Annotated in this window: 18 protein-coding genes; 12 read left to right on the top strand and 6 right to left on the bottom strand. The window is 54.6% G+C overall.

Annotation, left to right across the window (positions count from 1 at the left end; all coding sequences use genetic code 11):
• Positions 1-3: 3 nt before the first annotated feature.
• On the bottom strand, positions 4-426 hold the full coding sequence (locus KNP95_RS04385) for a DUF1801 domain-containing protein (protein WP_214835677.1): 423 nt from the start codon (positions 424-426) through the stop codon (positions 4-6).
• Positions 426-782 (bottom strand): DUF2200 domain-containing protein, encoded by a 357-nt coding sequence (locus KNP95_RS04380; RefSeq protein ID WP_214835674.1) that lies wholly within the window; start codon positions 780-782, stop codon positions 426-428. Before KNP95_RS04380 ends, KNP95_RS04385 begins: the two co-directional genes overlap by 1 nt.
• A 141-nt stretch (positions 783-923) precedes the next feature.
• On the opposite strand from KNP95_RS04380, the gene KNP95_RS04375 reads away from it, so the two are divergent.
• Positions 924-1,376, top strand: a complete 453-nt coding sequence (locus KNP95_RS04375; protein ID WP_214751200.1) for a MarR family winged helix-turn-helix transcriptional regulator — start codon at positions 924-926, stop codon at positions 1,374-1,376.
• An 8-nt stretch (positions 1,377-1,384) separates the two neighbouring features.
• Positions 1,385-1,906: a spermidine/spermine N(1)-acetyltransferase gene (gene paiA / locus KNP95_RS04370; RefSeq protein WP_214802428.1), complete on the top strand. Its 522-nt coding sequence runs from the start codon at positions 1,385-1,387 to the stop codon at positions 1,904-1,906.
• Here paiA and KNP95_RS04365 read toward each other — a convergent pair.
• The gene (locus KNP95_RS04365) at positions 1,881-2,567 is read right to left on the bottom strand and encodes a haloacid dehalogenase type II (RefSeq protein ID WP_034779117.1); all 687 of its coding nucleotides are present in this window, start codon (positions 2,565-2,567) and stop codon (positions 1,881-1,883) included. The genes paiA and KNP95_RS04365 overlap by 26 nt on opposite strands.
• Before the next feature lie 79 nt (positions 2,568-2,646).
• Between KNP95_RS04365 and KNP95_RS04360 the strand changes: the two genes are divergently transcribed.
• The 5 genes from KNP95_RS04360 (at position 2,647) to KNP95_RS04340 (ending at position 7,127) form a co-directional block, all read left to right on the top strand.
• Entirely contained in the window at positions 2,647-3,267 is a 621-nt protein-coding gene (locus tag KNP95_RS04360) for an FMN-binding negative transcriptional regulator (RefSeq protein ID WP_251138457.1), read from the top strand.
• Positions 3,268-3,372: 105 nt separating this feature from the next.
• The gene (locus KNP95_RS04355; protein ID WP_214830302.1) at positions 3,373-3,870 is read left to right on the top strand and encodes a hypothetical protein; all 498 of its coding nucleotides are present in this window, start codon (positions 3,373-3,375) and stop codon (positions 3,868-3,870) included.
• 167 nt (positions 3,871-4,037) lie between these two features.
• Positions 4,038-5,075 (top strand): iron-siderophore ABC transporter substrate-binding protein, encoded by a 1,038-nt coding sequence (locus KNP95_RS04350; protein ID WP_034779111.1) that lies wholly within the window; start codon positions 4,038-4,040, stop codon positions 5,073-5,075.
• Between the two features lie 10 nt (positions 5,076-5,085).
• Entirely contained in the window at positions 5,086-6,099 is a 1,014-nt protein-coding gene (locus tag KNP95_RS04345) for a FecCD family ABC transporter permease (protein WP_034797063.1), read from the top strand.
• Complete coding sequence (locus KNP95_RS04340) at positions 6,096-7,127, top strand: FecCD family ABC transporter permease (RefSeq protein ID WP_029594756.1); 1,032 nt, start codon at positions 6,096-6,098, stop codon at positions 7,125-7,127. Before KNP95_RS04345 ends, KNP95_RS04340 begins: the two co-directional genes overlap by 4 nt.
• 46 nt (positions 7,128-7,173) lie before the next feature.
• Here KNP95_RS04340 and KNP95_RS04335 read toward each other — a convergent pair whose 3' ends face one another.
• Positions 7,174-7,923, bottom strand: a complete 750-nt coding sequence (locus tag KNP95_RS04335) for an SDR family oxidoreductase (RefSeq protein WP_214835671.1) — start codon at positions 7,921-7,923, stop codon at positions 7,174-7,176.
• Positions 7,924-8,064: 141 nt separating this feature from the next.
• On the opposite strand from KNP95_RS04335, the gene KNP95_RS04330 reads away from it, so the two are divergent.
• Entirely contained in the window at positions 8,065-8,634 is a 570-nt protein-coding gene (locus tag KNP95_RS04330) for a TetR/AcrR family transcriptional regulator (protein ID WP_214835668.1), read from the top strand.
• Here KNP95_RS04330 and KNP95_RS04325 read toward each other — a convergent pair.
• On the bottom strand, positions 8,631-9,509 hold the full coding sequence (locus KNP95_RS04325; protein WP_214835665.1) for a LysR family transcriptional regulator: 879 nt from the start codon (positions 9,507-9,509) through the stop codon (positions 8,631-8,633). The two genes, KNP95_RS04330 and KNP95_RS04325, sit on opposite strands and share 4 nt — an antisense overlap.
• 104 nt (positions 9,510-9,613) lie before the next feature.
• Between KNP95_RS04325 and KNP95_RS04320 the strand changes: the two genes are divergently transcribed.
• From KNP95_RS04320 to KNP95_RS04305, 4 genes are all read left to right on the top strand, one after another.
• Complete coding sequence (locus tag KNP95_RS04320) at positions 9,614-10,345, top strand: SDR family oxidoreductase (RefSeq protein ID WP_131471375.1); 732 nt, start codon at positions 9,614-9,616, stop codon at positions 10,343-10,345.
• Positions 10,345-10,905, top strand: a complete 561-nt coding sequence (locus KNP95_RS04315; protein ID WP_214835662.1) for a sugar O-acetyltransferase — start codon at positions 10,345-10,347, stop codon at positions 10,903-10,905. The genes KNP95_RS04320 and KNP95_RS04315 overlap by 1 nt, the downstream gene beginning before the upstream one ends.
• 62 nt (positions 10,906-10,967) lie before the next feature.
• A complete protein-coding gene (locus KNP95_RS04310) occupies positions 10,968-11,333 on the top strand; it encodes a cyclophilin-like fold protein (RefSeq protein WP_214835659.1) in 366 nt (121 codons plus the stop codon).
• A gap of 133 nt (positions 11,334-11,466) precedes the next feature.
• The gene (locus KNP95_RS04305; RefSeq protein ID WP_021066236.1) at positions 11,467-11,865 is read left to right on the top strand and encodes a cytidine deaminase; all 399 of its coding nucleotides are present in this window, start codon (positions 11,467-11,469) and stop codon (positions 11,863-11,865) included.
• 36 nt (positions 11,866-11,901) lie between these two features.
• On the opposite strand, the gene KNP95_RS04300 is transcribed toward KNP95_RS04305, so the two are convergent.
• A complete protein-coding gene (locus tag KNP95_RS04300; protein ID WP_214835656.1) occupies positions 11,902-12,624 on the bottom strand; it encodes a polysaccharide deacetylase family protein in 723 nt (240 codons plus the stop codon).
• Positions 12,625-13,050 lie beyond the last annotated feature (426 nt).

Below are 13,050 nucleotides of genomic sequence, written 5' to 3'. Positions count from 1 at the left end.
TGTTTAGCGTGATTCGTAAGCCGTAATCCATTGCTCCAGCGTCATCTTCGAGACGAGCTCGCCAATCAACTCGTACGGGATATGTTTGACGTTGCCGAAGCGGATACAGCTCTTGCCCATGTTCAATTTCGTCGGCACTTGGGCGGCGTATGACTCCTCGAACCAGCGGAGCAGTTCCGGGTCGCTATAGACGCCCATATGATACACGGCGACGTGGTTCTTCTGGGCGATGACACTCAAAAACGGGAGCGGGGTGCCCGGCGTGACGTGATACCCGGACGGATACGTCGATAGCGGGACGACATAATGGATGCCGTTCCCGTCGGTCGTCTTCTCGAACCCGGCCGGTAAGTTCGCATCGATGACGTCAATTAAACGGATGAAAGCGTCGAGCCGCTTGTCGTCGACGAGTGTCGTATAGTCCATCAGACGTCGCCTCCTCGTAAAATCTTCGCCATCGCCTTGCCTTTGGCCAGTTCGTCGACGAGTTTGTCCAAGTAACGGATTTCGCGCATGAGCGGCTCCTCGACATTCTCGACGCGGACGCCGCAGACGACGCCTTTAATCAAGGCGCGGTCTTCGTTCATCTTGGGTGCAGCGGCGAAGAATGTGTTAAAGTCGACCTCGGCAGCGAGTTGGCGCTCGAGCCCAGACTCGTCATAACCGGTCAACCAGCGAATAATCGTATCGACTTCGTCTTTCGTCCGGCCTTTCCGTTCGGCTTTCGCGACGTAAAGCGGATAGACGCTCGCAAAGCTCGTCGTGTAAATACGGTGTGCCATGAAATCCCCTCGTTTCGTGGAATGATACCTTCATTTTCTCACATAATCAAAGCCATATCCAAAATACTTTTTGTTGCAAATGCAACTAAATGGATTATACTAAACGTAACGTATTGTAAATACAACAATCAGGAGGATTGTATGAGAGACCATTTGCGTGAAATCGGGATGATTGCCCGTGCCCTCGATTCGATCAGCAATATCGAGTTCAAAGAGCTCGAGCTGACGAAAGGGCAATATTTATATTTGGTCCGGATTTGTGAGGAGCCGGGTATCATTCAAGAGAAGCTCGCCGAATTGATCAAAGTCGATCGGACGACGGCGGCGCGGGCGGTTCAAAAGTTGGAAACGAACGGGTTGATCACGAAGCAGGACGACCCGCACAATAAGAAAATCAAGCGGCTCGTCCCGACTGAACGGGGCAAGGCGCTGTACCCGGTCATCATCCGCGAGCATGAGCATTCGACTAACGTCGCGCTCGCCGGGCTGAGCGACCAAGAAGCCGAGCAGCTGCTCCGGCTGTTGAAGCGGGTCCGCCACAATATTGAAGGGGACTGGGATGCCGTGAAAAAAGGGAAGAAACGAGACTACTAGGGGGAACAATCATGATCACCATCAAAGCTTGTACAATCGAAGACGTTGACGCACTTCGCACCATCAGCATCGAGACGTTCACGGAAACGTTCGAAGCGGAGAATGACCCGGCGCATTTGGCCGCGTATCTCGAGCGGGCGTACAACGTAGCGCAACTTAAAAAAGAGCTTTCGAATCCGGACTCACAGTTCTTCTTCGCTATACTTGACGGGGAAGTCGCCGGTTATCTAAAAGTGAACGCCAACAACGCCCAGACCGAGGCCATGGGCGAAGAGGCGTTCGAACTCGAACGGATTTATGTGCGACGGAAGTTCCAAGGTAGTGGCGTCGGCAAGGCGTTGTACGACCAGGCCATCACATGCGCAGGCGAACTGAACAAACGTGAAATCTGGCTCGGTGTGTGGGAACATAACCATAAGGCACTCGCCTTTTACCGAAAGCACGGCTTCGTCCAGACCGGGGCGCATACGTTTTATATGGGTGACGACGCTCAAGTCGATTTGATTATGGCCAAGCCGCTTCGTCCGTGACCCATTCCAGTATGCCTGACAAGTCCTCGTAGACGGCGTCAGGAGCCAGGTCGGGCATATCGACCGGTTTGCCGTCGCGGTTAATCCAAGCCGTGTGGAACCCGAAGTTCTTCGCACCGGCGATGTCCCAACCGTTCGAGGATAGAAACAGCACCTCGTCCCGCTTCAGTCCGCTGTTTTTGAACCAATGCATGTAGGCGGCCGGTGACGGCTTGGCCTGTTTGATGCCGTCGATGCTGACGAGTTCATCGAACAGGTCGGTGAACCCGGCGTTATGGATGAGCGCCTCAAGCATCGCGTCCGTCCCGTTCGAGAGGACGATGGTCTGTTTATGATGCAGTTGATGTAAGACATCCGCGACCTCTTCATATGGCGACAGGTCGGCATAGGTGGCAATCAACGCATCCTCCGTCTCGGTCGTCCACGTCACGTCGGCCGTCTCTAAGGCATACCGTAAGGCGTCGCGCGTGACGACAGAAAAGTCCGCGTAACGGCCCATGATGTGGCGGGTGAAGAAGTAGTCGAGCTGTTTCGTCCGCCACGTCTGGCTGATTTGGTCACCTTTTCCGGGGAACTGTTCGTCACACGCCGCCTTGACGGAATGGACATCGAACAAGGTCCCGTAGACATCGAATACGAATGCTTTAACATGTGGTTTCATCATATCCCTCCTCAATCATTTAGCGTCATCTACTCTTTACCCTAGTTGTCGTGAATTATACGGGAGGGCCAGTCGGTTGATGAACGAACAAGACAGGAGGAAGACGATGTACGTTCCGAAACTATACGCTGTGAATGACCCGCAAGAAGTTCACGCCTTTCTAAAGGCCCATCCGTTCGGCACCGTCGTCACGCATGACGGACAGAAGCCGATTGCGACACATGTGCCGCTCCGTTTCCATGAGGAAGACGGCCGTGTCTGGTTCACGACACACATCGCCAAAAACAATCCACAGTGGCAAACGATTGAAGACCAGACCGTGCTCTTGATCGTCCAAGGCCCGGAAGCCTATGTGTCGGCGTCGTGGTACGGACATGAGGACGTATCGACGTGGAACTATCAGGCCGTCCATGCATACGGACAGGCCACCATTTTAAATGCGGACCAACTTGAGGAAGACTTGGCCGGACTGCTCCACGACCATGAAGGGGACCGCGAGCACGCCGTCGTCTGGGAGGAACTATCTGAGCCGGTGCAACGGCAGAAATATGGCGTCGTCGGGTTCCGCATCGACATCGAAGACATGCAGGCGGCGTTCAAGCTGAGCCAGAACCGGAACGAAGCGGACTATAATCGTATCGTCTCTGAGCTCGAGAGGGAAGGGTGTCCGATGGCGGATGTGATGCGTAAGCAACGATAATTTCGATTCATTGACCGGACGTTCGATTCTCATCTACCCAAGGGAAGTGTTGAGGCGTATCATCAATCGTGGAATCAAATTCAATGATGAAGCGAGCGAAGACAGATGAACAAGAAACGGTTGATGAGGTTGCTAGGTTGGCTGATTGTCATCTTGGCTTTGGTTGAACTGGCGACGGATTGGCCAGACCCACCGAACCCACCGATTGAACACCAGTTTGAAGAGCCGATTGCGTTTCCGTTTGAGATCACTCGGCGCTACAGTGAAATTGATATCGCAAAACCGCACCACATGCATCAATTCGTGTTTCACTATGTGAACGAGGAGACGACACAGGAGTTGCGCTACATCGTCCATAAAGTCGTCGATGAACCTGATGACATGGAAGATATTTCGTCATACGGAGACCAATATGTACTTGCGGACGGGACATCTGCTTTCTATGATGAGGCGGAATCGACGTCCCAAGGGTTATGGTGGATCAACAAAAATGGCTTTACTGCCCGAATCATCTACTACATCGATGGCAACTCCATCGAACTTGACGACGAGACCCGCTTACCGGTCCAACAACTGATCAACTTGGCCAACCAAACGTTATGACGTCAGCCTGCATCTCACCATTTGAGAGATGCAGGCTGTTTCTATTTTTCACAAGATATCTTGAAGTTCAGATTGACAGCACGCCCGGATTCATCCTATACTCATAAATGATAATGATTATCAATGTCGGCGTAAAACGTTGTCATACAGAAAAAGGGGACTAGGACATGAACAGCTACAAGAAAATGCTACATATGTTCATCATCATGTCTGCTTTCGTGCTCGTGCTCGCAGGATGCGGCTCGAACAATGAAGATGCAGCCACGACAGATGAATCTGCTGAAACGGCAGAAGGCTATCCAATCACAATCAAACACGCGTTAGGTGAGACGGTCATCGACAAGAAGCCAGAACGTGTCGCAACGGTCGGTTGGTCAAACCAAGACGTGGCGCTCGCGCTCGACGTCGTACCAGTCGGTTTCTCGGCTGCGAACTACGGTGTCCAAGACGGTAGCGGCATGTTGCCATGGACGGCTGACAAGTTGAAAGACCTCGGTGAAGAAAACCCGAACATCTATCAAGACACGGACGGCCTCGACTTTGAAGCGATCGCTGATTCACAGCCGGACGTCATTCTTGCCGCCTACTCAGGCATCACGCAAGAAGACTACGACACGTTGACAGAGATCGCACCGGTCGTCGCATACCAAGAGACGCCTTGGGTGTCATCATGGCAGGACACGGTTCGTTACGACTCAATGGCTATGGGCATGGAAGCAGAAGGCAAACAGTTGATTGAAGACACAGAGAAACTCATCGCCGACAAGGCAGCTGAAGTACCGGAGATGAAAGGGAAGAAAGCGGCATTCGTCGCGCTCAGCCCAGACGATCTCTCGAAGTTCTACATCTACACGACTGGTGACCCACGCGGTGCCTTCATCGAAGAACTCGGCATGGAGTACCCTGAGAACATCACAAGCCAAATCAAAGATGAGAACAGCTTCTACCTCGAGCTCAGCTCAGAGAACGCTGACATCTTGAACGACGTCGACATCTTCGTCGCCTACGGGAACGAAGAGACGTTGAAAGCACTTCAAGCTGACCCGCTCTACAGCAAAGTGCCGGCCATCAAACGCGGTTCGGTCGTCATGATCGAAGACAACACGCCGCTCGCGGCTGCTGGGACACCATCACCACTCTCGATCGAATATACGATTGACGACTATGTGAAACTCGTGTCAGAAGCACTCGCGAAAGTCGAGTAATCAAATGAATATGCCGAAGAAGTTACACACGCCGAAACGGTTCGGGCTCCTCCTCGTAGGGTCGCTCGTCCTGCTCGTCGTCTGTATGCTCGCTTCGCTTGCTTTCGGCTCACGGACAGTCGGATGGGATGAACTGCTTGACGGTTTATTCCGTCCGGCTGTTCAGTCGTATGAAGCGGACATCGTCCGGCAGCGGGTCGTTCGGACGGTATTCAGTTTCATGTGCGGGGCGGCACTCGGTGTCTCGGGCGCATTGATGCAGTCGGTGACACGCAACCCGATCGCCGACCCGAGCATTCTCGGAGTCAACACGGGAGCGGCGCTGTTCGTCGTCGTCGGGATCGCCTTCTTCAACATCTCGACCGCGAGCGACTATATCTGGTTCGCACTCGCCGGCGCGCTCTTGACGGCGGCGTTCGTGTTCGGGATCGGGTCGCTCGGGCGGGGCGGTTCGACGCCACTCAAACTCGTCTTGGCCGGCGCGGCGACGAGTGCAGCCTTGTCATCACTCGTCATGGCCATCATGATTCCGCGCTCGAACGTCATGGACCAGTTCCGGTTCTGGCAAGTCGGTAGCGTCGGGGCCGGGACGATGGATTCGATTATGACGTTCCTGCCGTTCTTTATCGGCGGTATCGTCATCGCCATCTTGGCGGCACCGTCCCTCAACATCTTGGCGCTCGGGGAAGAGCTCGCCACAGGTCTTGGTGTCCGCATCGGTACGTTGAAACTGATCGCCTCGTTCGCCGGTGTGATCTTGTGCGGGGCGGCGACGGCACTGGCCGGGCCAATCGGCTTTATCGGTTTACTCGCGCCGCACCTCGTCCGCTTGGTCATCGGAGCGGATGAACGCTATATCATCCCGATGTCGGCACTGACGGGCGCGATTTTATTGACGTTCGCTGACGTGGCAGGACGGTTGCTCGGCAGTCCCGGGGAACTCGAAGTCGGAATCGTCACGGCGTTCGTCGGGGCACCAATCTTGATCGCCTTGACGATGAAAGTGAAGGTGCGTGGCGTATGACGAACCAATCGATTCAACCCATCATCCATAACAGTCGCAAGCGTCGGCAACGGACCGTCTTCGTGACGCTCGTCTTGTTCGCGCTGGCCCTTACGTTGAGCGCGACGATGCTCATGCTCGGCAACACGATTTATCCGGTCGCAGACGTCATCCGTGTCTTGTTCGGGGAACAAGTACCGGGCGCCTCGTTCGCCGTCGGCACGATCCGTCTGCCGCGCATGCTCGCCGGCGTCTTCGCCGGACTCGCGTTCGGGATCGCCGGGACGGTGTTCCAAACGATGCTCCGTAACCCGCTCGCCAACCCGAACGTCATCGGCATCACGACCGGTTCGAGTGCGGCGGCCGTGTTCGGTATCGTCGTCTTACAGGCGAGCGATACGTTCGTCTCCATCATCTCGATTATCGGCGGGTTATTGACCGTCCTCGCCATCTACTTCTTGTCGAAAGGCGCCGCCTTCTCGATCGGCCGGCTCGTCTTAGTCGGCATCGGGATTCAAGCGATGCTGACGGCGGTCATCAATTATCTGCTGCTCATCAGCCGCCAAAACGATGTCGGGACGGCGATGCGCTGGTTGAGCGGTAGCTTGAACGGGGTGAAGATGGAGACGCTCCCGCCGCTCATGATCGCGGTCGCACTCTGTCTGCCGGTCATCCTCCGACTCAGCCGACAGCTCCAGATTTTAGAGCTCGGGGAGATGACGGCGACGTCGCTCGGTGTCAAGACGAACCAGACGCGCGTGTTGCTCATTGTCGCCTCGGTGCTCATGCTGGCGCTCGCGACGGCGACGACCGGACCAATCGCCTTCGTCGCGTTCCTGGCGGGACCGATTGCGAAGCGGCTCGTCGGGGACGGGCGTTCGACGATCATTCCGGCGGCACTCGTCGGGGTCATCTTGGTACTCGCGGCCGATCTCATCGGTCAGTTCGCCTTCACGGCCCGTTACCCGGTCGGTGTCATCACCGGCATGGTCGGAGCGCCGTATTTGATTTATCTCTTGATCCGGATGAACCGGAGAGGGGAGCTATAACGAGAAATGAGCCACATCCCGCTTAGGATATGGCTCATTTTTTGGTTTAATAGGCGGTCCAACCGCCGTCGATGGCGACGACTTGACCGTTGATGAAACTCGATTCGTCCGAGCCGAGGAAGAGGGCGAGCTGAGCGATCTCTTCCGGTTGTCCGATGCGTGGGTTGATGGCCATCCCGAGTTGCTGGCGACCGAACCCGGCCTGGCTCATGTTCGTCATCGTCGAGCCGATGTTCGTCGCGACCGCGCCCGGTGCGATTCCGTTACAACGGATGTTTTGATCGGCATACATGAACGCCGTGTTCTTCGTCAATCCGACGACGGCGTGTTTCGACGCCGTATAGGCCGCTCCGGCCCGAGCCCCGTATAAACCGCCGGCCGAGATGTTGTTGACGATGACGCCGTGCCCTTGCTTCGTGAACAAGTCGACGGCGATGCGCATCGATTTCATGACCGACACCGTATTGACGGCAAAGATTTTCTCCCAACGGTCGTTTGAGATCTCACCGACTGGCTCCATCCCGTCCATGATGCCGGCGTTGTTGACGAGGATGTCGACTTGACCGAACGTCTTCACCGTCTCGTCGAACAACTGCTGCAACGCTTCTTCAGACGTGACGTCCGTCTGGATGGCGATGGCCTCGCCTGAGATATTCTCGGCGACGTGCTTCGCCCCGTCAAGATTCATGTCCGAGACGACGACTTTCGCCCCTTCCTGCGCGTACAACTCTGCGATCGCTTTTCCCATTCCTGATGCTGCTCCTGTGACAATCGCCACTTTCCCCGATAACCGCATGACTGATTCCTCCTTTTATTGTACATGTGTTCAATAACTATTATAATGAATGTTGGAAAGCGCTTACAATCATCAAAAAAGAGACGTTCTGTTGAATAATCAACACTTCCAGCCATAACTGTTGAGGGGAATGTGCAAACTATGAAGCCGGACTTGCGTGTCGTCAAAACAAAACGAGCGCTCCATGAAGCGCTCGTCGAATTATTGAAGAATCATTCGCTCGAACAAGTGACGATTTCAGCACTTTGTCGTGTGGCAAATGTCAATCGGGGCACGTTTTATTTGCATTATGCCCGGGTCGAGGACGTGTTCGAGGAGTACTTCCAAGAGATTACGGCCGACCTCGCCAAGTCGTATGAGGAACCATATCGACATGTGGAGTTGCTCAACCCGCGTGAACTCGAGCCGTCGACGATCCGTATCTTTCATCACGTCCAGACGTACGTCGATTTCTATCGCATCGTCTTCTCGAAAAACGTACCGCTCGCGTACTATTACATGTTGTTCGACGAAGTGCGCAAGTTGCTCCTCCGCGACACAGCGTCGCACAAGCAAGACGAGATTGACCATGCGTTGTTCTGTTCGTATCAAGCAAACGCCATCGTCGGGATGATCATCCATTGGGCCGAACACGACTTTGCGGCCACCCCGGACGAGATGAACGAGCAGTTGGCGCACATATTGCGCCTCGATTCCGGCCGCCGTGTTTAGGTGGCCGTTTCCCGTTCGTCGAACAGCTCTAAAAATGTCGAGGCGACGTTCGACAGGCGACTCCCGTTCTTCCAAATCAAATGGACGGAAGACGTGAGGGGGGGATGGAGCGGGACGAACACCAACTCGGTCCCTTGCGTGTTGATGATTCCGTCGAGACAGAGCGCGTGGCCGATGCCTTCCCGGACGAGGAGCGAGGCGTTATAGAGCAGGTTGTACGTCGCGACGACGTCGGCTTCACTCAAATCGACGCCGAGCCGGGCCGACAAATGCCGGTCGACGAGCGACTGCTCTGACAAGATGAGCGGCAAGTTGAGCAAATCCTCGGTCTCGATGGCATGCTTTTGTCCGATTGGGCTGTCGCGGCGCGTCATGATGCCCCAACGATCGACATGAGGGAGCTCGCGCGAGGCGTACGTGGCCAGGTTGATCGGCTCGATGACGACCCCGAAATCGAGAATGCCTCGGTCCAGCTTGTCGATCACGTCGTCTCCGTTGCCGCTATACAGGCGCAACTTGACGTCGGGATGAAGCTGTTTCATCTGTCGGAACGTCTCGATGACCGAGGTGAGCGTCTCCGTCTCACCACCGCCGATGTACAGTTCTCCGCTGACGGGTGTCGCCGTGTTCAAGTTGATCGAGATCTTATCGGCCAGACGGACCATCTCTTTGGCGTGTTCGGCCAAATAGTAGCCTCGTTCCGTCAGCGTGACGCCGCCTTGGCTCCGCTCGAACAACGGTCCACCGAGACTGTCCTCGAGTTGATGGATTTGCCGGGACAGCGCCGGTTGCGACAGCCGTAAATGTTCGGCCGCGCGCGTGATGTTCTTTTCGCTCGCGACGGCGAGGAAGTACCGTAGTTGTTGTAGCTCCATGTCATCCCTCCATGCGTTTTCGTTATGGTTCTTAATCAAATAGTAGCATTAGACATGACGCTTGTCCGTTCCTATACTAGAGTCATTCAAAGGAGGAATGGATTATGACCATCAACAAAGTTGTCATCATCATGGGGGCGTCGAGCGGGATCGGCGAAGCGACGGCCCATCTATTGGCCGAACGGGGCGCGAAACTCGTGCTCGCCGCCCGTCGTCTCGACCGGTTGGAAGCCATCCAAGCGAAGCATCCCGAGGCTGACATCGTCATCCAGCAAGCCGATGTCACGGACTACGCAGCTGTTGAGGCGGTGGTGAAGACGGCACTCGACACGTTCGGGACAATCGATGTCTTGTTCAATAACGCTGGCATCATGCCGACCGCGCCTCTCGTCGACGGGCGCCGTGACGAATGGCAGGCCATGCTCGATGTGAACGTGACCGGGGTGTTGAACGGGATTGCCGCCGTGCTTCCAATCATGGAACGTCAACAGTCGGGTCATATCATCGCGACGGATTCGGTGGCCGGCCACGTTGTCTATCCGGAGTCAGCAGTCTACTGCGGGACGAAGTTTGCGGTCCGCGCCATCATGGAAGGCTTGCGCCAAGAACAGCGGGAGAACAACGTCAAATCGACGATCATCTCACCGGGAGCCGTCCAGACCGAACTGTACAACACGATCAGTGACAAACAAGCCGCCCAGGCGCTCCATGAGGCGCAAACCGAGTGGGGATTGACGAGCGAGGACGTGGCTGAAGCGGTCGTCTACGCCATCGACACACCGGACCGGGTCTCTGTCAGCAACCTCATCATCCGTCCGACGAAACAACAGGTGTGATGATGGGTAACGAATTGAGAGAACGCGTGTCCGGTCGAACGATCGCAGCGGGCGAAGCCGTCTTTGAAGAGATTCATCACATTCAACGAGCCATCGAGCCGACACTCATGCGCCTGAATTATCAGTACTTGCCGAAAGACGAGTTCCAGCGGACGCTCTCGGAGCTGCTCGGGCAAGACGTCGCGGACTCGGTCACGGTGCTGCCACCGTTCTATACCGATTTCGGGAAACACATCACGCTCGGGACAGACATCTTCATCAACCGCGGTGTCATGTTCACCGATCTCGGCGGAATCGACATCGAGGACCACGTCTTGATCGGCCCGTTCGCCAAGTTGCTGACGGTCAACCATCCGACCGACCCGACCGAACGGCGCGGCTTGATCACGAAGCCGATTCGCGTGAAACGGAACGCCTGGATCGGGGCCGGGGCGACGATTTTGCCGGGTGTCACCATCGGCGAGAACGCCATCGTCGCAGCTGACGCGACGGTGACGAAAGACGTCCCGGACAATGTGACGGTCGCCGGGACACCGGCCCGTGTCGTTCAGACGTCATGATCGTCATCCGGCTCGGATTAGTCGCTTCCATGTTGTTTCTCGCTGGGTGTGGGGACGACACGGTGAGGAAGCCGGAGAATCAGGAAGGAGTGACGTCACAAGTGGAAGAACTAAACGTCTTAATACGTTTCGAAACCAACCCGACAGCCGAAGCGCTCCAAGCCCGTCTGCCACTCACGTTGTCGATGCAGGACTTGCATCAGAACGAGAAGTATTTCTATTTTAATGAACCGTTCCCGACGAACCCGGAACGTGTCGGCTCGATTCGGGCCGGGGATGTCATGCTGTATGGAGATGACTGTCTCGTCTTGTTTTATAAAGACGTCGAGACAAGCTATGCATATACGCGCATCGGTCGGGTCGAGGATTTTGCGACGCTTGAACCGCTGTTTGGGAGCGGGACGGTCGAGCTGACGTTTCAAAAATGATAAAAGATTGTGACCGCTTTCAAAATTTCATTGACTTCTCTATCGCATGAGGTGTATGCTAAAAATCCTGCCCAAAAAAGAGAGGCCGGGAACTGGCATCAGTTCATTTCGAGTCAGAGAGGACAATGATCCCATGAACCAACAACAATTAGTCGAGCGTGCGCGCCAAGTGAAAGAGAACGCCTACTCGCCGTATTCGAACTTCCGCGTCGGAGCAGCGCTTCTCATGAAGGACGGTACGGTCATCGACGGTGTCAACGTCGAGAACGTCTCGTTCGGTGCGACGAACTGTGCCGAGCGTACGGCCATCTTCACAGCGGTCGCGCAAGGTTATAAAAAAGGTGACTTCGAAGCCGTCGCGGTGTCAGGCGACACGGTCGACTTCTTACCGCCATGCAGTATCTGCCGCCAAGTGCTCGTCGAGTTCGGCGACCCGGACTTCAAAGTGTTGCTCACGAACGGCAACGCCGACGTGAAAGAAGTGACGCTAGAAGAGCTCGTCCCGCTTGCGTTCACAGAACTCGAGATGTGATACAAAATGCTGAGCCCGCGGGCTCAGCATTTTTGTTTACCGGTGTGGTTTCCATTTATTGAAGAAGTTGTGCGGATTTTTAAGCCCTTGCAGCGTTCTGAACGCATAGCCGCGTTTTTTCGCTTTCGCGTTGCGGATGATGTAGTCGAGCGCGGTCGGAGTGATGGAGTGGTCGTGGGTCAGGATGATTGAGGCGATTCTTGTTTTGTAGTTCGCATCGAGCCGAGCGAACACTTGGTTTTGGACGCGGCGGTTGTCTGTCTTATACCGATAGTCGAGACTGTCGATATTCCAGTCCCACATTTGAAAGCCCGCTTTCGTCATCGCACGCCGATGCGCCAGCGTCATGTACGGGTCGCTGCCGTACGGGGTGCGGACGATGTTTGATTTGACGCCTGTCACTCGGAAGACGAGCCTTTGGACGTCCTGCATCTCACGTACGGCCGTCGTCGGTGTACGGTAAAATTTATGCCGGTCGTGCGTCATCCCGTGAAGCGCGATGAGGTGACCTTCTGCGACGATTCGTCTGAGCATTTTCTCGTTGCCTTTGATGTTGTTGCCTAGAATGAAAAACGTGGCTTTGACCTTATGTTTCTTCAACACGTCGAGCAATGCGCCGGTTTGACGGTGCGGCCCGTCGTCAAATGTCAAATAGATGAGGCTGCGGTCGTTGTACGCTTTCGGTGTCGCCGCCTCGGTGTGCGACAAGGGACTAATCAGTAGAATCGCCAATACGAACAAAATCAAACGTTTTCTCATCAACATACACACCTTCCTGTTGTAGAGCGGTGGTGTTAGACGGTGCCGGCATGATTGACGTTAGTCTTTACCCGATTCAAGTTCACGACACTACACGTGTGAACGACAAATACTGGGTTTCTCCCGAGACGTTGAGGTATTTCAGGAGCGAAATGAATAACGTGTAGATCGTTAGCTTTTTAGTCATGGTAGCGCTTTTTAAGATAGGCGTATCTCAAATTAAATCGCCGCACAAATGAAATACCTGAATAAAAGGATATTAATGACAAAAGACGAATAAATAATACCATCAAATCACCCAAAACAAAGGAGCGTCATGTACTTGAATCTAAAATATAGTAAGTACTCTCTCTTATTAAGTGTGATTGGGATTTTTATAGTCTATATGATTTTCCCACCATTTAATATCACATTCGGAAAGTGGTC

It is taken from the genome of Exiguobacterium sp. s36 (assembly GCF_018618345.1).
GTDB lineage: Bacteria > Bacillota > Bacilli > Exiguobacteriales > Exiguobacteriaceae > Exiguobacterium > Exiguobacterium chiriqhucha.
The sequence above is the reverse complement of the archived record's forward strand: the minus strand, read 5'-3'. Positions and strand labels throughout refer to the sequence as shown.